This window comes from Candidatus Chryseobacterium colombiense (assembly GCA_029203185.1).
Taxonomy (GTDB): domain Bacteria; phylum Bacteroidota; class Bacteroidia; order Flavobacteriales; family Weeksellaceae; genus Chryseobacterium; species Chryseobacterium colombiense.
Genome location: CP119310.1, coordinates 3,882,458 through 3,904,789 on the forward strand (window position 1 = coordinate 3,882,458; position 22,332 = coordinate 3,904,789).

A 22,332-nucleotide genomic window follows, 5' to 3' on the forward strand; every position below is an offset into this window, starting at 1 on the left:
TAATGGCAAAGTTAGAGAATAATAACGACAATGAGAACAAAAAATCAGTAGCTGAAAACTTAGGTAATCAGGTACAGAAAACTGTGGAAAATGTTCAGGAAACCGTAAAGGAAGCTTCTGAATTTGCCTCAGACGCTATAAAGCACCCTTTAGATGCCGCTCAGGAAATCGGGAAACAGGCTGCAAAAGATGTAGTGAGCTACTCATGGTGGGCCAGACTTCTGCTTATTTTGTTTTGGTTTGTTCTCGGAGTTGTTGTGCTTGCTTTTGTTGCAATTAATCTTCCCGTTACTAAAAGATGGGCTGCAGATCAGGCTTTACAGATCGTGAACAGAGACTTCAAAGCAGATATGTCTACAGAAAGTGTTGAGGTAGATTTTTTTGGAGATGTTACGATTAAAGGTTTAAAGGTAAAAGATTACAAAGGTTTTGAATTTATAAAAGCAAAGGAATTTATTGCCAATTCAGACTGGTTTTCATTGGCGACAAACATTGGAAAGCACAATTCTCTAAGTTTCAACGGTCTTATTCTTAAAAATGCTGATGTAAAAGTAATTACTTATAAAGGAGACAGTATTTCAAATTTTATACGATTTACCAAGTTATTTGACAGCGGAAAAAAAAGAGATCCTAATAAACCTCCTTTTCAACTCAATTCAAGGCTGGAGATTTTAGATTCTAAAGTTTCCATTATCAATCAGAATTCGCCCGGTGAAGCCGGAAAATGGCTTACTGCAACCAATGTTAACCTGAAAGCTCCCAAAGTAAGAGTTAACGGAGCCAATATTTCTGCACAGATCAACAATTTTACATTCACCACCAAAAGATGGGGCAAATCCCATTTTGTAGAAACTTTTTCTACGGAATTCTCTATGACGGAAGATTTTCTGTTGCTGAAAGATTTAACTCTGAATACAGATCATTCTTTATTACAGGGAAATATTAAATTTAATTTACATAAAGGTTCGTGGGCCGATTTTACCAACAAAGTAAAATGGGAAATGAATATCAATCAGGGAAGTCAGCTCAACGGGTATGATATCAGTTATTTTGTGACAAATTGGGATAATTTCATTCCTTTCAATCTTTCCGGTGATATGGAAGGTCCTTTAAATGAGTTTACCTTAAAGAATTTTCTGATCAGGAATCCTCAGGTAAATATTGCCACCAAAAAACTGAAAGCGCATCATCTCCTGAAAGGAAATTTCCAGATTGAAACCAATGATCTTTCTACCGACTTTACTTATATAGAACTGAAAAAAATGATGCCTTCTTTCATTTCCAAAAAAATGAAAAATTTTGCAGATGATTTCGGACGGCTGAAATATAATGGAGCGGCTAAAGTAACTCCAAAACAGGTCTATGTATCTTCGGGAAATCTGATGACCGGAATAGGACAGGCGAAAATCTCAAACTTTTCATTGACGGATTTTAGTACATCACTGCCTAAATATGTAGGATATGCAGAGATAAAAGACTTAAATACTTCTGTGATTACCAAGAACAAATCTGTCGGTTTGATATCAGGTAAATTTAACATCAATGGACAGAGCTTTGATGTCAATACCATGAAGTTGAGTACAAAATCTCAGATTTCAAGTGTTGAGATTATGAATAAAGAAATCAACAATGTGTATCTGGATGGTTTGCTGGATCATAAAAAATATAACGGGTTAATTACAGTTAATGATGAGCAGGCTAAAGCAACCATAAAAGGTTTAATAGATTTCAGTACCTCAAGAATTTTTGCTAATGTAGAGGCGAATGTGAGTTATTTAAACATGAATTACTTCACAGGTAAGCCAGGAAACCAAATTGTAAACGGTCAGGTTACCGGAAAAATGGCAATGTCTACTTTAAACGACCTAAATCTTGATGTAGAAGCTAATAATATAGATTTTGCAACCGCAAGCCAGCGATATAAGATTCCTAATGCAAAGCTGAGAACATTCTTGGAAAATGGCGGAAGGGTAATCGATGTGAATGCTCCGGGAGCTGTAAATGGTAAGATTTCTGGAAAATATAATCTGGCAGATCTTACAGGTATGGTTGAAAATGGATTAGATAAAATATTGGTAGGTCCGCCACCTAGAAAACTATACAGAGGTCAGAATTTCGCTATGAATTTTGATGTGGAGCAAGGCCTGGTAAGCTATTTTATGCCGGATCTAAAATTACCGCAGGGAGCTAAAGTGGAGGGAGAATATGATGGAAATTCCAATAATTTAATCTTAAATCTTGATGCAGCTTCTCTGAAGTATGTAATGACAAAAGTAGAGGAAATAACGGAAGCAGATAAAGCTTTGGCTGCATCCAATCCTTCTTACAAAATTAATGACAGGGGAAGTATTAAGAAAGACAGTGCTATGGTCGATAGCATCATGGTGAGGATTAATACGGCCAATCTTGATCAGCAGCTGTATGCTAAAATCAATAAAATAGAATACAATAAAAATATACTTCGGGATATTACTTTAACCGGTAAAAACGAAAACAATACCTTGCTCAGAATCTCAACCAACTTCAAGCATGGAAGTCCTGAAGATGATGCGGAAAATAAATTGAAAAGCTATGCGATCAATTTTAATCAGTCTACGAATGCCGCAGGTGATTTTGTGTTCCGGTTTGAGCCTACTGAAATTGCGTTCAATGATGTCACTTGGAGAATAGATACGGATTCCAATTTGGATCATTCAATTACATACAGGAAAAAAACATCGGATTTTGAAATAAGAAATTTGAGAATTTACTCTGATAAAAGCTCATTGCAAATTAATGAGTCAACATTCAAGTCCGCAAAAGATTTTTATGTAGATGCGGAAGTGAAAGATTTTTCTATTGAGAAACTCCTGGATATGCAGTCCGGAGGAAATCCTATGGGAATAAAGGGACTTGCCAATGGTACTGTTAAGATCCGGATGGACAAGAATACGCTGCAGCCTCTTGTAGATATGACAATAGATGATATTGTGATGAATGGAAATGATATGGGAGATATTACCATATCGGCAACTAACAGCTTTTCTTTAAACGTCTATGATGTCGATATAAAAGTAGCTTCTGCGGGAGTATTGGGAAATAATAATCTGCATGTCACAGGAACAGTCAATAACAATACTTCATCTCCTGTTATAGATCTTACAGCAGAGATGAGGGATTTTGATCTTGCGTTTACCCAACAGTTTGTACAATCTATTTTTGGAAACCTGCGGGGGAAAGCAACTGGAGATCTTAAAATAAGCGGAAAGCTGAGCGATTTAGATTATAGTGGAGATATTGCATTAAAAGGATTTGGATTGAAGCTCTTATTTACAGGGGTCGATTATTCTTTTGATGATACGGTAATTCCTTTATCTAAAGGTTTAGCTATTCTTAATAATATTGAAGTTCATGATGGAAGAGCAAGCTCTCAGGGAACAGTTTCCGGGTATATCCGTTTTGAAACCTTATCTTCAATGCAGGTCGCTTTGTTCTTTAATGCCAATAACCTTCTGGTTCTGAACTCTACTCAAAAAGATAATGATCTGTTTTGGGGTAGGGTATATGGACAAGGGGAAGCCACGATTTCCGGACCTGTTTCAGCATTAGATATTGAAACCAGCCCGCGAACTCCGTTTAAAGCACTGAACGGAAGTACATTTACCTTTAACTCAGCTTCTACAAGCAATGTGGAAGAATTTAAAATGCTTAGGTTTTTAAAGGAAAATAAAGTGGGTGAAATTGTACTGGAAGAAAAAAAGAAAACCGGACCGAATATGAATATCGATTTAAGTCTTGATATTGATAAAGGTACTACCGTAAACGTATTGGTAGGAGATGATGTCGGAAATATTTCAGTAAAAGGAACTGCGAATAACCTGAAATTCCAGATGAGCAGACAGGGAAATATTTCTATGAGTGGTGCTTATATGGTGGATAATGGAACCTTTATCTCTAAAGCAATTCTTAATAAAACCTTCCAGATAGAAAAAGGAAGCAGCATTCGTTGGGATGGGGATGCGATGAAGCCTACTTTGGATATTACCGCAAATTATATGAGAATGGTTTCCAATACGGGAGAATATCTTAGTATGAGTAATCTTCAGCCGATTAAAATTCTTCTTCAGGCCAAGATTACCGAAACATTAACAAATCCTGATGTTGAATTGGGATTAACAGCACTGGATGTTTCCAGTCAGGTAAAAGAAGCTTTAAACAGTAAGCTAAGCCAGGATGGTGAAAAAGTGTTGCAGTTTGGTTCTGTTCTCTTACTGAATAGCTTTAATATGACTACTGGAGGAGTAGGAGTCGATTTTGCAGGAGTTGCCGAAAGTTCCGGCTATAATATGATCTTAAAACAATTGGGTTCTGCATTGAATACGATGAGTAATGAATTCCAGATTGATTTGAATTATGTAAAAGGAGATCAAAACTCCAATACAGGGGACAGAGCGAATGCGGGAGTTAGCTTTGAACTTTCACCGAGAGTAAACGTAAAAACAGGTCTTGGAATTCCACTTTCTAAGACAGAGAATACGGATACCAACAATTTCTTATCAGGAGAAGGTTCAATAGAATATGACATTTCCAAGAAAAATGATGGAACATTAATATTGAGAGGATATTCAAAACCATACGCTATAGGAATGGGAACCGGACTCAATGCAAATGGCTCAGCAAATCAATCATATGGAGTAGGGGTTGTTTGGAGTAAAAGTTTTAATTCTCTATTTAAAAAGAAAAAGAATAAAAAAGAGCCGAAAGTTGAAAGTGAAATAAAAACAGATTCTGTAAAATCAGAGGTTAAATAATTAGAATATTTTAATGATTTTTATCATCCGTGTTAATTATTGTTAATGTTTGTGATAATTTTTTTTACTAAATTATTTTTTCTAAATTTGCAAAAAATATATTTGTTTTTTAAAAAAAATACAATCAGACTAATATGAACTATCAACTGGACGAAATAGACAAGAAAATTCTTGATTTCTTAGTAGAAAATACAAGAATGCCTTTTACGGAGATTGCAAAACAGATGGATGTTTCTGCTGGAACAATTCACGTAAGAGTGAAAAAAATGGAAGATGCAGGTATTATTTTGGGATCATCTCTTAACATTGATTACGGAAAGTTAGACTATCACTTCACTGCTTTCATCGGAATTCTTTTGACAAAATCAAACCGTACACAAGAGGTATTGAAAGAATTAACAAGTATTCCTAATGTAATTGAAGCAAGTGTTATTTCAGGGAAATATAATATTTTCTGTAAAGTAAGAGCTAAAAATACAGAAGATGCGAAAAGAATCATTTATCAAATAGATGATATTCAGGATGTAATGAGAACTGAAAGTATGATTTCTATGGAAGAGTACCTAAGTGACAAAAACAGATTGATCAACGCGATATCTATCTAATTCAAATTTTAAACGAATTATATAAAAGAACTTATGAAATCTCTCATAAGTTCTTTATTTTTGTACCTATGGAAGAATATAGCTATTTTGATGAAGATCCGAAGAAAGGGTGGGGATTTATAGGAGCATTTGCTGCTTTGCTGCTGTTTACAATAATGGGATTCGGGATCGATCTTGATGAATATCTGCAGCATGAAACCCTTAATATTCCGGCTTGGTATTCTTATGCTATTTTTGCAATAGACGCTTTGATGGCGGTAAGCCTTATTTTAATGTTTTTTTACCGGAAAATAGGCATCTTTGCCTTTCCTGCACTGCTTGTTCTGCACTTCTTTATGCATAATTATTATCTTTCTACTTTCCTCTATACAGATGTTACCAATCTTTTCCTCTTTACAGGATTCGGAATGTTAGCAATAATTCCGAAATGGAAGTTTTTTAAATAAGCAATCAAAGATTGGAAGATTATAATATTACAATATTAATAAGAACGGGCTTTTAGTCCGTTCTTATTTTTTTTAACCAATACGTAAAGTCGAGATTATTTATGCAGATTCTGCTAATTTTAGAATCCTGCTATTGAAGAAGAGCATTTTACATGATTATTGATATTTCTTTAAAATAATTATAGACAGAATGATCTGTCTGTTTTGAAAATTAAATTGTAGATTTGTATCATTAAATAGATCGGGAATGTCATCACCAAAAGAAAGAATTATCAGTACAACATTTGAACTTTTTGCAAAACAAGGATATAATTCCACCGGAATCAATCAGATTATTTCTGAAGCAAATGTGGCAAGAGCAAGCTTCTATCAGTATTTTAAGTCTAAGGAGGATTTATGTGTTGAATTTTTAAATGTAAGACATGATTATTGGTTTAATGAATTATATCATTTTACATCAAACCAGAAGGATATAAAATCTAAAATTATTTCATCCTTCGATTTTTTAATACATATGAATCAAAAAGAAGATTTCAGAGGCTGCAGCTTCCTGAACATCTTATCTGAAATTCCTCTGGATAATGTGAAAATTTTGAATGTTATCCAGAGTCATAAAAGAGACTTAAAAAATTATTTTTCTGAACTAATGGATGACAAAGATCTTTCGGATCATGTGTATCTACTTTTTGAAAGCAGTATTGTGGAAAGCCAGGTGTTCAGATCAAATAAATTAATAGAAAAATCAAAAAAAATAATCACCAATTTAATTAACTAATTATGGAACAGAAACATCCACTTCCGCCTTTTACCCTTGAAACAGCAATGGAAAAAGTTCAGTTAGCAGAAGATGCCTGGAACAGTCAGGATCCTGAAAGAATTTCCAAAGCGTACACTGTAGACAGCGAATGGAGAAACAGAGATCAATTTGTCAACGGCAGAGATGAAATCGTAAAATTTCTTTCTACAAAATGGGAACGCGAACTGAATTACAAGCTGAAAAAGGAATATTGGGCACATACAGAAAACCGTATCGCCGTTCGTTTCGAATATGAATATCAAACCAAAGAAGGCAACTGGTTCAGAGCCTACGGAAACGAAAATTGGGAATTTGATGAAAACGGTTTAATGAGAAAAAGATTCGCAAGTATTAATGATTTAGCGATAAAAGAAGAAGACAGAAAGTTTAAATAATTTTGTTGGATTTCAAAGACGTAAAGTTAAAATTAAAGGAAACTGTGCCCTTGAAGAGTTTCAGCAAGTTAAGAACAAAAAAAGCATCCAAACGGATGCTTTTCATTTATATTTCAAAAAGAAATTATTTATCTAAAATTCTTTTCACCGCTTCTTTCACAGCAGTTGAATCAATTTTATATTTCTTCATCAGTTCAGCAGGTGTAGCAGACTCTCCGAAAGTATCGTTTACTGCAACAAACTCCTGTCTTGTAGGTCTTTTTCTAGCTAACATTCCGGCAATAGATTCACCTAAACCACCAAGATAATTGTGTTCTTCAGCCGTTACGATTTTACCTGTTTTTTCAACAGATTTTAAGATGATTTCTTCATCCAAAGGTTTAATGGTGTGGATGTTGATCACTTCACAAGAGATACCTTCTTTTTCAAGTTCGTCTGCAGCAATTAAAGATTCCCAAACAAGATGGCCTGTTGCAACAATCGTTACATCAGTTCCTTCCTGAAGCATAATTCCTTTTCCGATTTCGAAAGGCATATCTTCCGGAATAAAAACAGGAACTACAGGTCTTCCGAATCTAAGATAAACAGGACCTTCAAAATCAGCAATAGCCAAAGTTGCAGCTTTGGTCTGGTTGTAATCACAAGTATTGATTACCGTCATTCCAGGAAGCATTTTCATCATACCGATGTCTTCCAAAACTTGGTGAGTGGCACCATCTTCTCCCAACGTAAGACCTGCGTGAGAAGCACAGATTTTTACATTTTTATTTGAATAGGCAACAGATTGACGGATTTGGTCGTATACTCTTGAAGTGGAGAAGTTGGCAAAAGTTCCTGTAAAAGGAATTTTTCCTGTAATACTAAGCCCTGCAGCAAGACCGATCATGTTTGCTTCTGCAATACCCACTTGGAAGAATCTTTCCGGTGCTTTTTCAATGAATTTTTCCATTTTTAAAGAACCGATAAGATCTGCGCAAAGGGCTACAACATTAGGGTTTTTATCTGCAAGTTCAGCCAATCCGGCACCGAATCCTGAACGTGTATCTTTTTTTTCTGTATATGTAAATTTCATTTTACTTAAAGTTTTTGATAATTGATAAATGATAGTTGGGCAATGATTTAAAGATTTGTAATCATCATTTATCGTTAATGGTTTATCATTTATAATTAATAATCCGCAGGAGCTTCTAAGTACAATTGTTTCATTGCAGTAGCCAATTGCTCATCGTTAGGAGCTTTTCCATGCCAAGCATGAGAGCCCATCATGTAATCTACACCGTAACCCATCTCTGTATGAAGAAGAATGACAACTGGTTTTTCTTTTCCTGTTTCAGTTTTTGCTTTTTCAAGAATCGCGATAACAGCTTCAAGATCGTTACCGTTTTTCTCTTCCAAAACAGTCCATCCAAAAGCTTCAAATTTTGCATGAAGATCTCCTAAAGTCAGTACCTGATCTGTATCACCGTCGATTTGACGACCATTATAGTCGATTGTAGAGATGATATTGTCAACTTTTTTTCCTGCAGCATACATAATAGCTTCCCAGTTCTGACCTTCCTGTAATTCTCCATCTCCGTGTAAAGAGTAAACGATAGAGTTGTCCCCGTCTAATTTTTTACCTTGAGCAGCTCCTAAAGCTACAGAAAGTCCTTGCCCAAGAGAACCTGAAGCCACTCTTACACCAGGAAGACCTTCGTGAGTTGTAGGGTGACCCTGCAATCTTGAATTTAATTTTCTGAAAGTACTAAGTTCTTCTACCGGGAAAAAGCCAAATCTAGCTAGAGTAGAATAGAATACCGGAGAAATGTGTCCGTTTGAAAGGTAGAAATGATCTTCATTTTTACCTTCCATCGTGAAAGGAAGTTTGTAGTTCATTATCTTTCCGTAAAGGGCTGTGAAGAATTCAGTACAACCTAAACTTCCACCTGGGTGACCAGAATTTACAGCATGAACCATTCTTAAAATGTCTCTTCTGATTTGCGTAGTAAGAGATTTTAGCTCTTCGATACTTTTACTCATTATTTAGAATTTATATGCATGCGAATTTACAATATTTTAGTGGCTTATGGAAATGTAAAAATCCGGATTTTGCATCCGGATTTAGTTTTATTTATTTAAAGCTTAATAATTTAATCAACGATTTTCAAATAAGATTTATGTCTTACCAGCCACAATCCGATAAAAGTAAGGAGCCCGTTAAGAACAATAAGTTCAACACCTATTCTGTAATCTGTGTACGTGGTTATTAAATAATTGATCAGATAGGTAACAAGCGGAGCCAAAATAGTGACGGCAAGAATCGAATATTTTTTTGAAATCTGAAACTTGGTGAAAATACCAAAGGCAAAAAGGCCTAAAAGCGGTCCGTATGTATATCCGGCAATTTCCATGATCAGATAAACAATTGACTTATCATTTAATGCTTTGAAAATCATAATTAAAATAAAGAAAACAATTGTGAAAGTTAAATGCACTTTCATACGAAGCTTTTTTTTCTCTTTTTCAGTCTTGTTTTTATCTTCATTAAGGTTTAAAAGATCAACACAATATGAACTTGTAACGGCTGTTAAAGCACCATCTGCGGAAGGGAATAATGCTGAAATCAATCCAATAATGAAAATTACTGAAATAATCATCGGGAAATGTCCCTGAAGTGATAGAGCAGGGAAAAGATCGTCTCCCATGATGTTTTTGATCTCACCCGCGGAATCCTTAAACCCGAAAATATTGGTAATTGGATCTCCTGCAATTTGTCCGTATTCAGCACCGTTCTGTATGGCGAAAAGATAAAGGAGACCACCTAAAAACAGGAAAGCAAGATTTACAATAAGTAAAGTTCCTGCAAATGTCAACATGTTTTTCTTAGAATTTTTAAGATTGTCGACAGAGATATTTTTCTGCATCATTTCCTGATCCAGTCCTGTCATGGCGATCGTAATGAAGATTCCCCCTAAGATTGTTTTCAGGAAAAATGTTTTTGAATTCGGATCGAAATTAATAAAATGTGTATAGTTTTTCTGCTCTAAAATAGTGTACGCTTCGCCGAAAGATAAATTTAAATGGGATAAGATGTAAACGATACAGGCAACCAGACTTATAATCATAAAAGAAGTTTGTAACGTATCTGTAATTACAATTGTCTTTACACCTCCTTCAAAAGTATATAAAAGAACCATCAATAAAAGAACCAGAGCTGTTAACCAAAACGGAACTCCCAATCCTTCCAGTAAGAAAATCTGCAAAACATTCACCACCAAATACAATCTTGCCGTCGCTCCAATGGCTCTTGATATGATAAAAAAGATAGACCCGATCTTATGAGCTTCAACATTGAATCTTTTTCCTAAATACGTGTAAATTGAAGTAAGATTCATTTTATAATACAATGGAAGCAGTATTGCGGCTACAATGAAATACCCGATGAAAAATCCGATTACCATCATATAGTATTCAAAACCACCGTAGATATATTCACTTCCGGTCATTTTTCCGACAGTTCCCGGTACGGAAATAAAAGTTACTCCGCTCAAACTTGTTCCGATCATTCCGAAGGCAACCAGCCACCATTTGCTTTTTTTATTTCCAATGAAAAATGATTGATTATCGGAGTTTCGGCTTGTAAAATAAGAAATCACCAAAAGACCCATGAAGTATATAAAAACAAATAGTAAAAGGATAGTTCCTGAATTCATACTTACATTTTAATTTCAGCAAATATAGTTTTTTTCTGTTCTGTTAAAAAACAAAAAACCTTCCTGATTTTACTCTGGAAGGTTCTGTATCGTAACAAATAAAAAAATTACTGCGCCTGGGTCTGATTCACTAAAACGTCCTGAAGCTCCTCGTGTTTTTGGAAACTGGCTTTTGCAAAAGGACAAAGCGGAATAATGGTTTTCTTATTTTTTCTTGCAAAATCTACTGCTGCCAGAAGCATTTCTTTACCAACGCCTTTTCCGTTGTATGCTTCTTCTACTTCAGTATGATCTATGATAAATCTTTCTTCTCCGGCCCAGGTGTAGGTCATCAGTCCTGCGTGGTTTCCGTCTATGAATGCTTCAAAATTTCCGTGTTTTTCGTCGTTGTTTTGCTTTACTTCAATCATATTAAGAGAATTTGGTTAGTATTTCTATTTCGTTTGTTAATATTTTATGGACAGGACAAGCGTCTGCAATAGTATGCAGTCTTTTTAATTGCTCCTCATCAAGATCTGTGCCTTCAAAAGTAATCGCTCTTTTGAAAACAGCTCTTTTGGTTAAAGGAAAATTTTCCAGTTCTACTTCTACATTTATTTTTTCGACATCCCACTCTTTTCTTTCTATATACATTCTCAGAGTAGCTGCTGTACAGCTTGCCAGAGAAGTTGCTAATATTTCAAATGGATTGAAACCTTTATTTTGTCCACCTTTATCCACCGGTTCATCAGTGATTAAAGTATTTTCACCAGCGACAACTTCTGTATAATATTTTTCTTTTCCTAAACTTGCTTTTACAGTGACTGCCATTATTTTTCTTTATTGAGTTGATAACTTAATGCTCCGGATGGACAGTGATCGATTTGATCTTTAAGCTCCTGGACCGAAGCGTTTTCTGCTTTTATCCAAGGTCTTTCCTTGGGATTGTACACTTTGGGAAGCATTTTCACGCACACGGCGGAGTGAATGCATTTCTGAGGCTGCCAGATAACAGTGAGGTCGCCATTGATATATTCGTGTTTTTCCATATCAATTTTCTTTTAATGATTTTTCTATTCTTCTGTCGGGAATCAGCCATATTAAAGCAACCAGATAATAAAATCCTAGAGCAATATAAGGATAAAAAAATGAAGTCGCGAGTCCTAAAATGTAAAAGACGATTGAAATATATTCTTTAAATTTAGACTGGATCGCTTCCTTTAATGTAGATTGATTACCATCAGCTTTTATGATTAAATTTTCTAATATTGTATAAGCTACAGCAGCCATAATGAGCCCGATTCCATAGGCTGCAACAGGATTTTTTGCAAAATGTGTTTCTCCTATCCATTCCGTTGCAAGCGGCATTAATGAAAGCCAGAACAACAGATGAAGATTTGCCCAAAGAATACTTCCGTTTACTTTTTTTACGGTCTGGAACAAATGATGATGATTGTTCCAATAAATCCCGACATAAATAAAACTTAAAATATACGCCAAAAACTTCGGGATAAGAGGTTTAAGGCTTAGCCATTCACTTCCTTCAGGCACTTTCAGCTCAAGAACCATAATGGTGATGATAATGGCTAAAACACCATCACTAAATGCTTCTAATCTACCTTTAGTCATAGGTTTTGATCTGATTTTTAAAGTTTTCGATCTTATCTTTAAGTTCTTTCAGCATTTCAGGATTAATGACTCCGCTTTCCAAATCAAAATTTTCATAAAATTTAGAAAGTGAAAAAGTATCTTTAATATCTGCCCCAAAATTAGGGAAGAACGTTTTCGCTGTATTCATCACATTTCCGCCACCATAACCTCCCGGAGAAGTTGACATTAAAAACATGGGCTTATTCTGAAAAACTTTCACATTGATTCTAGATGCCCAGTCGAAAATGTTTTTAAACGCCGCGCTGTAAGAACGGTTGTGTTCTGCCAGTGAGCAGATAATCACATCACATTCTTCAATAACCTTTAAAAAGTGGTGCGCTTCATCAGGGAAACCTTTCTTTTCACGATCTACAGAAAAAACCGGCATATCGAAATCATTAAGATCAATTAAATTAATTTCCTCATGCTGAAAATCTTTTAAAACGAATTTCACCAGTTCTCTGTTGATAGAAGTGGAAGATGTACTTCCTGCAAATGCTAATATTTTCATCATTTATATTTACTTACGGTTTTCTATTTAAAATGGCTTTCGGAAGCGGAACGTATTCTTCTTCATCACCTGGAACTAAAGGAAAGGCATTGTGGTTCTGGTCATGCCAGTTTACTTTTGCTTCCTCTATCACTTCTTTGTCTGAATTTACAAAATTCCAGAATATAAAACGTTCTTCTTCAAAAGGCTCTCCTCCGAAAAGATAAACGGTTCCGTTTTCGCTCATCTCAAATTCGCACAATTTGGTATCTTTGGCAATCATTAACTGCTTTGAGCCATAAGAATTTCCATCCGTAGTTACTGTTCCGTCTAAAACGTACATGGCTGCTTCACCGTAAAGATCTTTCCCGATGCTTATTTTTCTAGCTTCTTTTGTTTTAATTTCAATAAAGAACAATTTGCTGTGAACGGGAACCGGAGATGTTCTTCCGAATGCTTCTCCTGCAATTAATTTATAGTGAATTCCTTCTTCTTCCCAAACCGGAATATCATCTGCTTCAATATGATGGAAAGTGGGTTCAGAGTGCTCCAAATGTTTAGGTAATCCTACCCAGATCTGGAAACCATGAAGTTTTTTATCAGAATGTCTTAAATATTCAGGAGTTCTTTCCGAATGAACAACGCCTTTTCCTGCAGTCATCCAGTTTACAGCTCCCGGTTTTATTTCTAAAGCACTTCCAATACTGTCCCTGTGAAAGATAGAGCCTTCAAGAAGGTAGGTTAATGTGGATAATCCGATGTGCGGATGCGGGGGAACATCAAGATTCTGATAATCCTTCAGATCCGACGGTCCCATATGATCGATAAAAACGAAAGGTCCGACTGCTCTTTTTTCACGGAAAGGCAAAAGTCTACCCACTAAAAAGTTTCCTATATCGGCTGATTTTTCTTCAATGATAAGTCCTATGTTTGACATGATGTGTAATGAGGTTTTATATTTTGTTTAAACGAATGTAATGTTATTTTTCTAACGTTTATGGTACTTTAGAGCTTTTTCTTATTCGGGAATCTGGTTCTAATAAATTTAATTTCAATCTTAATCATTAAAATTTTAAAATTAAGATTGAAATTGAAATCCAACATAGCAAGATGAAATCTTCACTTTTCAGGATGAGTATATCTTCTTACCATGCAGTTATATAAAGTTAAGAAAAAAAGAAATACACAGTTTTAAGCGAAGCTTAATTTTGTTAATCAGCTAAATAACCGAATTTTCCTAAATTATAATCTTCAAAAGCCTGTATGATTTCTTCTCTGGAATTCATGACAAAAGGGCCATGAGGATAAATAGGCTCATTCAGCGGCTGTCCGCTGATGATTAAAACAACAGCATCTTCGGCTGCTTCAATGGTAAAACTTTCGCCTTCATTTTTAAATAAAGCCAAATGATCTGTGGTTGCTTTATCTTCATTATTTATCACAATACTTCCTTCAATGACTAAAGCTGCCGTATTAAAATTTGCCGGAAAGTCAAAGGTTGCTTTTCCTCCTTTTTTCAGTTTGGCATTCATCATATGTACCGGACTGAAGGTGGTTGCAGGACCTTGCTGATCCTGATAGGTTCCGGCAATAATTTCTACAAATCCGTTTTCGCCCAGATCCACTTTTTTCATATCAGAGTTTTTAATGGACTGATATTTTGGATCGCTCATTTTATCCGTTGCCGGAAGATTAACCCAAAGCTGAACCATCTGGAAAATTCCTCCTTCTTTTGCCCATTCTGTCTCATGATATTCTTTGTGAAGAACACCTTTTGCAGCGGTCATCCATTGTACATCTCCTTCGCCGATAATTCCTCCACCTCCTGCGCTGTCATGGTGCTGTACTTTTCCCTGATATGCTATAGTTACAGTTTCAAAACCTCTGTGAGGATGCACTCCTACACCTCTTGGTCTTTCAGTTCCGTTGAAATGAAATTTGGAATTGTAATCAAGCATAATGAAAGGATCCATTCTTTTCATATCCATTCCGCTGACTCCGGGAATGAAATTATGAACTCTGAAACCGTCACCCACAAAATGGGCTGGCTTCGGAGCTGCTATCATTTCTACCTTTTTAGTTGCCATATTATTGTATTTTTATATAACAAAGGTAGAACAGTTAAGAATCAGAAACATTGATCTGTGGTAAGTAGTTTGCTGCTTTAATCCTCTTTGGGTTTCATGTTTTTTCCATCCGAAATGTGGAGTCTTCGGAAAATAAATCCCGAAATAATAGTAAGAATTCCAACAGTAAGAAAAGTATACCGGAATGCATTGTGGATTTCCCCTTTAATGAGGTCTGTGTTTTCGAATATTTTTAGAACAATTAATCCGAAAGCAATTCCAAAACCGATAGCTAGCTGTTGATTAACAGATAATAAAGAATTTCCGCTGCTGGTTTGGAAGTTCCTTAAATCGGCAATAGAAATGGTGTTCATAGAAGTGAACTGAATAGAATTGAAAAAACCTAATACTGAAATGATCGGAATAAACCAGTACAAGGAAGTATTGATGTCCGGAATGGCAAGTAGACAGATTAATGTTCCGATGATAAAAGTATTCGTCATCAAGGTCTGTCTGTATCCGAATTTATCTAAAATTTTAATAACATATGATTTTCCGAATATAGCAGTGATAGCCATTGGAGCAATGATCCATCCGGAAGTTACTGCCGATTGTTTGTAGGCAATCTGTATCATTAAAGGCAATAGTAAAGGAATCGAGCTAATTCCTAGTCTTGTTGCCAGATTTCCAATGATTCCTACACGGAAAGTTCTCACCTGGAATAAATTTAACGGGAAAATAGGACTGTCATCTCTTTTTGCATGTCTGTAATAATAGTACATACACAGAAATCCCAAAATAAAAATAATTAAAACCGGCGTTGTGTTTTGCATATCACCAAAAAGCTCCAGAGAGATGGAAAGAAGGAGAGAAGCGGCTGCAAAAATTAAAAAACCTTTTAAATCAAAATCCACATCTTTGGAAGTATAATTAGGCATGAATTTAAGTCCTAAAATAATTCCTAGAACTCCAATAGGAATATTGATTAAAAAAATCCAGTGCCATGAAAGGTAATCTACCATGTATCCTCCCACCAACGGCCCTAAAACAGGTCCGATAAGTGCCGGAATAATAGCAAAATTCATGGCTTTTAGTAATTCATTTTTATCAAAAGTTTTAATGAGTGCCAATTTTCCCACCGGAGTCATAAGGCTTCCTCCGACACCCTGAATGACTCTTGAAATAACAAGATGGGTAAGGTTTTGCGAAAAGGCACAAAATAATGACCCTAAGCTGAAAAGTACTAAAGAAAAAATAAAAACTTTTTTGGTTCCGAATCTGTCTGCTAAAAATCCGCTTGCAGGCATAAAAACCGCCAGTGTTAAAACATAACTGATGATGGCATTCTGCATATTGAGAGGAGATTCATGCAGATCTTTGGCAATCGAAGGTAAAGACGTATTTAAAATGGTTGAGTCGAGCATCTGCATGAAAATTGCGGTAGCAAGAATCAGGGGTAGAATTTTTTTAATTGAATTGGGTTGTGAAATTACTTCTGACATTTTTTAAGATTTAGATTTCCCTTTAATTGTGGGTTTCCGCCATTTTTACTGCGAAAATCACTATACTGATAAATACGGTATGGGATATGATCAGTTACTTAGATAAAGAAATCTATATAAAATTAAAAAAGTCTTGTGAAATTTCACAAGACTTTTTGATTTATTTTCTAGGTTTTTCTACTCCTTTCCATTCATCACCGGCTTTTCTGTACTGGCTCAAAATGTAAGTTTTGAAATCTTTTGTTTTATACTCGATATTATCGGTGTTTTGTTCAAACGGCATGATGTAGTAATAATCTGTATCTGTCTTGTCTGTTTTTGTTCCTTTTTTTACAGTCGGAACATATTTTGAAAATTTATAATTTGGAAGATATTGTCTTAGTCTTGTATAGAATGCTTTATCTTCTTTTTCGTCAGGAATGATATCTACGATATTGAAGTCGTCTTTTTTCTTATCGATCCAAAGGTAGTATGTTTTTTCCTCTTTTGTCTTTTTGTTTAATGAATTAAAAGCAAACAGTTCTTTCGGAACCAATTCTTTTATTTTTTCAGGATCAACTTTTGTAAAGTATTCCCCTTGAGAAGGATCTACATAAGTCTCAAGATTGTACATCAATACAGAATTGTTCTCAACATTTTTGTTTTTGAAGTATTGATTAAGAGATAATTCTGCTGTAGCTCTCAATTCTTTTCCTCTTGCGTCCAATTTCTTAGTTGGGTTTTGAGGATTTACCTTTTTTACAAATTCATATAAAACTACAGGCTTTACATCTTTAAGATGCGGATATGTTTTAAGTTGTTCAGCTTTTGCCAACCAGTAATATTGTTGATAATAATCATCTTTTTCGTTATCCTTTACGGTTTTGTACGCTAAGGCTAGTTTCTTTGAGTTTAAATATTTGGCAAATTTACCTTGTCCAAAAGCAAAACTCATGGATAATAAAGCAAAAAAGATAGTAATGTTTCTTTTCATTTTCTTATAATTGAATTTTTCGATTTCCAAATATAATTATTTATTAGATATTATTTTTGATTAACGGTTAAAATCTGACAATATTATTAACGTAAATTCAAAAGAAAATCCTGTATTGCTACAGGATTGATAAATTTTTATGCTAAAGCAGGATTTTATAAGTTAAAAATTAGGTTAATTTAACTCATCCTTAATACTTTATAACTATTATATTATTTGTCATAGGAAGTTTCATGCACTTTTACAGCTCTTCCGCTAGGATCGTTCATTTTCTTGAAAGCTTCATCCCACTCTAATGCGATAGGAGTGGAGCAGGCTACTGATGGAACTGATGGAACTGTTGCAGCGGCTGTTTCACTTGGGAAATGCTCTTCAAAAATTGTTCTGTAACGGTATTCTTCTTTATTCTGAGGAGTATTTAAAGGAAATCTGAATTTTGCATTGATCATCATTTCATCAGTGACTTCTTTTTCAGCGATTGCTTTTAAGGTGTCAATCCATGAATAACCGACACCGTCAGAAAACTGTTCCTTTTGTCTCCATACAATAGATTCCGGAAGAATATCTTCAAATGCTTTTCTTAGTACCCATTTTTCAATCTTACCTTGAGCGGTATCAATCATTTTATCCTTAGGATTGATGGTCATGGCAATATCAATAAACTCTTTGTCCAGAAAAGGAACGCGTCCTTCAATTCCCCAGCTCATTAAAGCTTTATTAGCTCTTAAACAATCATAAAGGTGAAGTTTTCCGAGCTTTCTTACTGTCTCATCATGGAATTCTTTTGCATTCGGAGCTTTATGGAAATATAAATATCCTCCAAATAGCTCGTCAGAACCTTCTCCGGAAAGCACCATTTTGATTCCCATAGATTTAATAACCCTTGCCAGAAGATACATAGGTGTAGAAGCTCTAATGGTGGTGACATCATAAGTTTCCAGATGATAAATTACATCACGTACAGCATCTAAACCTTCCTGAATGGTAAAGTTAACCTCATGATGAACAGAACCAATATGTTCCGCAGCTTTTTTGGCAGCTGCTAAATCCGGAGATCCAACTAAACCTACTGCGAAACTGTGTAATCTGGGATACCATGCTTCCTGTGTATCTCCACTTTCAACCCTTTGTCGGGCAAATTTTGCAGTAATTGCTGAAATAACAGAAGAATCTAATCCTCCTGAAAGTAAAACTCCATAAGGAACATCGCTCATTAATTGTCTGTGAACTGCATCTTCAAGTCCTTTTCTTAATTTTGAAATATCAGTTTCGTTGTCTTTTACAGCATCATAACTTTCCCAATCCCGTTTGTACCATTGCTGAAGATCGCTTCCGTCTTTGCTGTATACAAAATGCCCGGGAAGGAAAGTCTCTATGGTTTTACAGACACCTTCCAATGCTTTTAATTCTGAAGCGGCATAATAATTTCCGTTTTTATCCCAGCCGTGATACAAAGGACATATTCCCATATGATCTCTGGCAATAAGATAAATATCGTTTTCAATATCGTATAAAGAGAAAGCAAAAATTCCGTTGAGCTTTTCAAGGAAATCTTTTCCGTATTTTCTATACAAAGCTAATACAACCTCGCAGTCTGACTGGGTTTGAAATTCATAATCAGGAAATTCCTTTTTTAGTTCCTGATGATTATAAATTTCTCCATTTACGGCCAAAACAACGTTTCCGTCTTTAGTAAATAAAGGCTGTTTCCCGGAAGTGGGATCTACAATCGCTAATCTTTCGTGAGAGAAAATTATTTTATCGTTTTGAAATACGCCGCTCCAGTCAGGACCTCTGTGGCGGATTTTTTTAGACATTTCCAGAACCTGAGGTCTTAAGATTTCGGTTTTTTGTTTGGCATCAAACAAGCATACAATTCCACACATTTTTTATTTTTTTATATATAACAAATGTAGAGGGTGCGTTTAAAAATAGCAAATAAAAATGTTTAGTTTGTTAATTATATGTTTTTATTTGATGGTTTAAGTTTAAAATTTACTATATAAATTAAATTTTGTTTTATTTTGGAGGAAAATTTTAATTGATCATTGTCATTATTTACGAAATAAAAACTAAAAAAAAATTAATCTATGATAATTAATTTAATTTTTTTTTGTTGTTTATTTGTTCTTCGAAATAATTTTTTTTCATCATTTGTGTTTTTACCTTCTTGCAGGGATTCCTGCAAGAAGGTTTTTTTTATTCATTTCCTAACAGCACTCCCGAAACATTCCATGAGCTGAAGCTTGTTCCTTCTGTTGGACCTTGTGGAATTTTCACCTGAATGGTATGTTTTCCAGCCTTTAAATCTCCAAGTGGTATAAAATTAGGATTGGTAACCGTTCCCGGACACCAGTTTGATCTGCTTAAATCCGAAGAGGAAAGACCGTCTGCGAAATTTCCTGATGCCGGATTGTAAAGTCGGTAAGAGCCACAATCTGACCTCCACGGTATAAAAGAATAGGTCATTTTACTGTCAAAGAAAATAGAATTGATTTTAGGGATGAATTCATCACCGTTTTCCCAACCACCGTGACCTGTAGTAATATATTTTAACTGAGCATTTTTCAAATCTTTTTTCAAAGTAAATTCTACAAATAATCCTTTATCCTGGTTAAACATGGTGGAATAATCCTGGCCTGCCATTTCCATAATATTTAAAGTATTAAATAAAGGGATTACAGTATTGTTTTTATAAACCGTCTGGTCACTTTTATGAATGGTGATTTCCAAACTCACTTTATGACCGCCTTTGTCGTAGTTTCCAATAAATGTACCAATCCATAGCTCTTTTTCAGATAAAGAAGGCTTTAGATCTGTAATGTCTTGACGATAAGGACTGATAGTCTGCCAGTTTTTATCTTTTAGTTGGATATGATTGAACTTATTGATTCCGAAAGCTGTAAAAAATCTCATCATTTCAACAGCGGGGTTATAATTTTCAGTAGCAACGACCCCGAAATATTGTTTCCCATTGCCGTTGTCATAAATAGGAAGAGTTTTTACTCCTTTATCTAATCCGTCAAAGAAAGATTGGGATTTATCCTGAGGTATAAAAAATACAGTTCCTGTTCTGTCGTAGGCATCACCGTTTGACTGCTGTTTTAATTCAACGAAAATATTTTCTCCGTCAGTAATTTTTGGAAACTTAACTTTTCTAAGAATAATGGTTCCGTTGGCAAATCGTTTTACATTTTCGTCAGATTTTGAAGCATCAGAAAAATTGATGGTCTCATTATCAAAAATCTTCAATGTGGTAAATCTGCTTTTCCAGAGAAGGTCTTTATATCCCAGTTGATCTGTTGAGGAAATAGTACCTTTCAGAATATGATCAATGTCGTTTTTTTTAACTTTCTTAATAAAACTGGCTGTGATGACAGAATTTTTGTTTCTTTCAATTTCTAGAACAAAGCCAAGATTTTGTCCGATTGTTGAAGGGCCTCCCTGAATTTTTAAATCATTGGTATACCAGACTTCAATGGTGTTGGAATTGATTTTTGTAACTGCTTTTTTACAAGTATAGCCTAAAATTTTCTTTGTTTCATTGGTAAATTCAAAAGTCTGTTTTCCTATAGATTCTGCATCGGAGGCTGAAATGGTTTCATTGGGTTTTAAAAATGCATAGGAAACAATCGTATTTGAAGGTTTTTCAATCTTGGTAATCTCAAACGGATAATTCGCTTTTTGTTCACGGATTTTATTATTTAAGATGAAATTTTCCTTTTCGTTGGCCCAAACCAATGTTGGGGACTGCTCCGTTAATATTTTTCCGTTGTAGGAGCTTATGTATTGTACTTCATAAGTCTGTGCAAAAGTAAGGCAGCATAAAAAGGAAAAAAAACTTAATAAAATTTTTTGAGACATAATTGAAAATTGATTTTCACAAAGATAATTTTTAATTGATATGAAGATTATTCTTTGTGAATTTTATTAAGACTATTAGTATGAAATAATTTTATAAATGTTACGTTCAAATAAAAAATAATAACCTTGAAGCGATTTTTTGTTCTTTTTATATTTCTGTTATTTACGGAAATTCTGACTGCTCATAAGCCAAAATCTAAAACCGAAAATTTTGGAAAGGTGAAAACCCTTTTTAGATCGGGATTTAACTTTGGTAATCAGATAATAGAATCTCAGGAAATGAAGATTCATATTATTGGAAAGTTATCTGAAACTATTGCAAAGAGATTGAATTTTAAAGATACTCTGATGATCGAATATGAAAGAGATTTTTATAAAAATAGATTGTTTGTTTTAGAAAATGATAATTCCAATTACAAAATTTTAGGGTTGAAAGATGAAGTAGTTATGAAAAGTAATGGGAAGGGAGCGGCAGTGAGAATTGTAGATGAAAATATTAATGTGGTTGATATTTTAAAATTGGTGGAATATTCTATTCTCAATAGGAAAAAGATCAATAAGTCTTTAATTCCTATGGATTATACTTATAGTTACGAAGGGGATAAAATTACCGTTCTTGCTAATTCTGAAGTTTTTATTCAAAATATTATACAAAAAAAATCAAATTTAATTAATGAAATAATTGATGATGAAATTGAATTGGTAAATAACGGTTTTATTCAGACCAGAATTTCATGGAAAAATGATGAATTTATATTTGGATTTAATGAGATTCCACCGAGTAATGGAAATTATATAGACGTTAAAAGCGAAAAATATGTATTAAGAGATTTTAAATATTATATTGAATCCATGTGGCACAATTTCTTTGTCATTTTTCCTGATCCGGCTAATTTTATATATTTTGATGGGAGAGATGAAAATACATTTTTACAACATATTAATGATACTGTGAATGATCTTTATCCTTTTAGGTTGGGAAATGACATCATTACAAATAATGTTGTTTTACTGATTCCATATAAAGATGATTTCTTTTATGTTTATCATAAAAAGAAAAAACTACTCCAAAAAATAGAGTAGT

The 22,332-nt window shown here is 34.5% G+C and carries 20 protein-coding genes; 6 read left to right on the forward strand and 14 right to left on the reverse strand.

Translation table 11 applies throughout. From position 1 onward, the window contains the following. Window positions 1-2 precede the first annotated feature (2 nt). From P0Y62_17705 to P0Y62_17725, 5 genes are all read left to right on the forward strand, one after another. Window positions 3-4,790, forward strand: a complete 4,788-nt coding sequence (locus P0Y62_17705; GenBank protein ID WEK69639.1) for a translocation/assembly module TamB domain-containing protein — start codon at window positions 3-5, stop codon at window positions 4,788-4,790. A gap of 134 nt (window positions 4,791-4,924) precedes the next feature. After that, complete coding sequence (locus tag P0Y62_17710) at window positions 4,925-5,395, forward strand: AsnC family transcriptional regulator (protein ID WEK69640.1); 471 nt, start codon at window positions 4,925-4,927, stop codon at window positions 5,393-5,395. Between the two features lie 68 nt (window positions 5,396-5,463). Beyond that, the gene (locus tag P0Y62_17715; protein ID WEK69641.1) at window positions 5,464-5,841 is read left to right on the forward strand and encodes a hypothetical protein; all 378 of its coding nucleotides are present in this window, start codon (window positions 5,464-5,466) and stop codon (window positions 5,839-5,841) included. Between the two features lie 247 nt (window positions 5,842-6,088). Then, window positions 6,089-6,616 (forward strand): TetR/AcrR family transcriptional regulator, encoded by a 528-nt coding sequence (locus tag P0Y62_17720; GenBank protein ID WEK69642.1) that lies wholly within the window; start codon window positions 6,089-6,091, stop codon window positions 6,614-6,616. 2 nt (window positions 6,617-6,618) lie between these two features. Next, a complete protein-coding gene (locus P0Y62_17725) occupies window positions 6,619-7,032 on the forward strand; it encodes a nuclear transport factor 2 family protein (GenBank protein WEK69643.1) in 414 nt (137 codons plus the stop codon). 124 nt (window positions 7,033-7,156) lie between these two features. On the opposite strand, the gene P0Y62_17730 is transcribed toward P0Y62_17725, so the two are convergent. The 14 genes from P0Y62_17730 to P0Y62_17795 form a co-directional block, all read right to left on the reverse strand. Then, window positions 7,157-8,104 carry a transketolase family protein gene (locus P0Y62_17730; protein ID WEK69644.1) on the reverse strand — a complete coding sequence of 316 codons (948 nt, stop codon included), beginning with the start codon at window positions 8,102-8,104 and terminating at the stop codon, window positions 7,157-7,159. A gap of 95 nt (window positions 8,105-8,199) precedes the next feature. Continuing rightward, a complete protein-coding gene (locus P0Y62_17735; protein WEK69645.1) occupies window positions 8,200-9,051 on the reverse strand; it encodes a transketolase in 852 nt (283 codons plus the stop codon). Between the two features lie 110 nt (window positions 9,052-9,161). After that, window positions 9,162-10,724, reverse strand: a complete 1,563-nt coding sequence (locus P0Y62_17740; GenBank protein WEK69646.1) for a sodium:solute symporter — start codon at window positions 10,722-10,724, stop codon at window positions 9,162-9,164. Between the two features lie 107 nt (window positions 10,725-10,831). After that, a complete protein-coding gene (locus tag P0Y62_17745; GenBank protein WEK69647.1) occupies window positions 10,832-11,134 on the reverse strand; it encodes a GNAT family N-acetyltransferase in 303 nt (100 codons plus the stop codon). Window position 11,135: 1 nt separating this feature from the next. Continuing rightward, window positions 11,136-11,534: an OsmC family protein gene (locus P0Y62_17750; protein ID WEK69648.1), complete on the reverse strand. Its 399-nt coding sequence runs from the start codon at window positions 11,532-11,534 to the stop codon at window positions 11,136-11,138. Then, entirely contained in the window at window positions 11,534-11,752 is a 219-nt protein-coding gene (locus tag P0Y62_17755) for a (4Fe-4S)-binding protein (GenBank protein ID WEK69649.1), read from the reverse strand. The genes P0Y62_17750 and P0Y62_17755 overlap by 1 nt, the downstream gene beginning before the upstream one ends. 1 nt (window position 11,753) lies before the next feature. Further along, window positions 11,754-12,332, reverse strand: coding sequence for a TMEM175 family protein (locus tag P0Y62_17760; protein ID WEK69650.1), 579 nt, complete (start codon window positions 12,330-12,332; stop codon window positions 11,754-11,756). After that, window positions 12,325-12,864: an NAD(P)H-dependent oxidoreductase gene (locus P0Y62_17765; GenBank protein ID WEK71824.1), complete on the reverse strand. Its 540-nt coding sequence runs from the start codon at window positions 12,862-12,864 to the stop codon at window positions 12,325-12,327. The genes P0Y62_17760 and P0Y62_17765 overlap by 8 nt, the downstream gene beginning before the upstream one ends. 13 nt (window positions 12,865-12,877) lie before the next feature. Next, entirely contained in the window at window positions 12,878-13,780 is a 903-nt protein-coding gene (locus tag P0Y62_17770) for a pirin family protein (protein ID WEK69651.1), read from the reverse strand. Window positions 13,781-14,054: 274 nt separating this feature from the next. Next, window positions 14,055-14,930: a pirin family protein gene (locus P0Y62_17775; GenBank protein ID WEK69652.1), complete on the reverse strand. Its 876-nt coding sequence runs from the start codon at window positions 14,928-14,930 to the stop codon at window positions 14,055-14,057. A 77-nt stretch (window positions 14,931-15,007) separates the two neighbouring features. After that, complete coding sequence (locus tag P0Y62_17780) at window positions 15,008-16,411, reverse strand: MFS transporter (GenBank protein ID WEK69653.1); 1,404 nt, start codon at window positions 16,409-16,411, stop codon at window positions 15,008-15,010. A 160-nt stretch (window positions 16,412-16,571) separates the two neighbouring features. Continuing rightward, window positions 16,572-17,384 carry a hypothetical protein gene (locus P0Y62_17785; GenBank protein WEK69654.1) on the reverse strand — a complete coding sequence of 271 codons (813 nt, stop codon included), beginning with the start codon at window positions 17,382-17,384 and terminating at the stop codon, window positions 16,572-16,574. 212 nt (window positions 17,385-17,596) lie between these two features. Further along, on the reverse strand, window positions 17,597-19,270 hold the full coding sequence (asnB, locus tag P0Y62_17790; protein WEK69655.1) for an asparagine synthase B: 1,674 nt from the start codon (window positions 19,268-19,270) through the stop codon (window positions 17,597-17,599). A 313-nt stretch (window positions 19,271-19,583) separates the two neighbouring features. Beyond that, window positions 19,584-21,248, reverse strand: a complete 1,665-nt coding sequence (locus P0Y62_17795) for a GLPGLI family protein (GenBank protein ID WEK69656.1) — start codon at window positions 21,246-21,248, stop codon at window positions 19,584-19,586. A gap of 219 nt (window positions 21,249-21,467) precedes the next feature. Here P0Y62_17795 and P0Y62_17800 point away from each other — a divergent pair, with 219 nt between their 5' ends. After that, complete coding sequence (locus P0Y62_17800) at window positions 21,468-22,331, forward strand: hypothetical protein (protein WEK69657.1); 864 nt, start codon at window positions 21,468-21,470, stop codon at window positions 22,329-22,331. The last annotated feature ends 1 nt before the right edge of the window (window position 22,332 follow it).

Bases quoted from the DNA above. Each gene is read 5' to 3' on its own strand.
- P0Y62_17760 (WEK69650.1), bottom strand. From the start codon at position 12,332: ATGACTAAAGGTAGATTAGAAGCATTTAGTGATGGTGTTTTAGCCATT.
- P0Y62_17705 (WEK69639.1), top strand. From the start codon at position 3: ATGGCAAAGTTAGAGAATAATAACGACAATGAGAACAAAAAATCAGTA.
- P0Y62_17725 (WEK69643.1), top strand. From the start codon at position 6,619: ATGGAACAGAAACATCCACTTCCGCCTTTTACCCTTGAAACAGCAATG.
- P0Y62_17715 (WEK69641.1), top strand. From the start codon at position 5,464: ATGGAAGAATATAGCTATTTTGATGAAGATCCGAAGAAAGGGTGGGGA.
- P0Y62_17750 (WEK69648.1), bottom strand. From the start codon at position 11,534: ATGGCAGTCACTGTAAAAGCAAGTTTAGGAAAAGAAAAATATTATACA.
- P0Y62_17730 (WEK69644.1), bottom strand. From the start codon at position 8,104: ATGAAATTTACATATACAGAAAAAAAAGATACACGTTCAGGATTCGGT.
- P0Y62_17720 (WEK69642.1), top strand. From the start codon at position 6,089: ATGTCATCACCAAAAGAAAGAATTATCAGTACAACATTTGAACTTTTT.
- P0Y62_17795 (WEK69656.1), bottom strand. From the start codon at position 21,248: ATGTCTCAAAAAATTTTATTAAGTTTTTTTTCCTTTTTATGCTGCCTT.
- P0Y62_17740 (WEK69646.1), bottom strand. From the start codon at position 10,724: ATGAATTCAGGAACTATCCTTTTACTATTTGTTTTTATATACTTCATG.
- P0Y62_17755 (WEK69649.1), bottom strand. From the start codon at position 11,752: ATGGAAAAACACGAATATATCAATGGCGACCTCACTGTTATCTGGCAG.
- P0Y62_17735 (WEK69645.1), bottom strand. From the start codon at position 9,051: ATGAGTAAAAGTATCGAAGAGCTAAAATCTCTTACTACGCAAATCAGA.
- P0Y62_17710 (WEK69640.1), top strand. From the start codon at position 4,925: ATGAACTATCAACTGGACGAAATAGACAAGAAAATTCTTGATTTCTTA.
- P0Y62_17780 (WEK69653.1), bottom strand. From the start codon at position 16,411: ATGTCAGAAGTAATTTCACAACCCAATTCAATTAAAAAAATTCTACCC.
- P0Y62_17745 (WEK69647.1), bottom strand. From the start codon at position 11,134: ATGATTGAAGTAAAGCAAAACAACGACGAAAAACACGGAAATTTTGAA.
- P0Y62_17765 (WEK71824.1), bottom strand. From the start codon at position 12,864: ATGAAAATATTAGCATTTGCAGGAAGTACATCTTCCACTTCTATCAAC.
- P0Y62_17785 (WEK69654.1), bottom strand. From the start codon at position 17,384: ATGAAAAGAAACATTACTATCTTTTTTGCTTTATTATCCATGAGTTTT.
- asnB (WEK69655.1), bottom strand. From the start codon at position 19,270: ATGTGTGGAATTGTATGCTTGTTTGATGCCAAACAAAAAACCGAAATC.
- P0Y62_17770 (WEK69651.1), bottom strand. From the start codon at position 13,780: ATGTCAAACATAGGACTTATCATTGAAGAAAAATCAGCCGATATAGGA.
- P0Y62_17775 (WEK69652.1), bottom strand. From the start codon at position 14,930: ATGGCAACTAAAAAGGTAGAAATGATAGCAGCTCCGAAGCCAGCCCAT.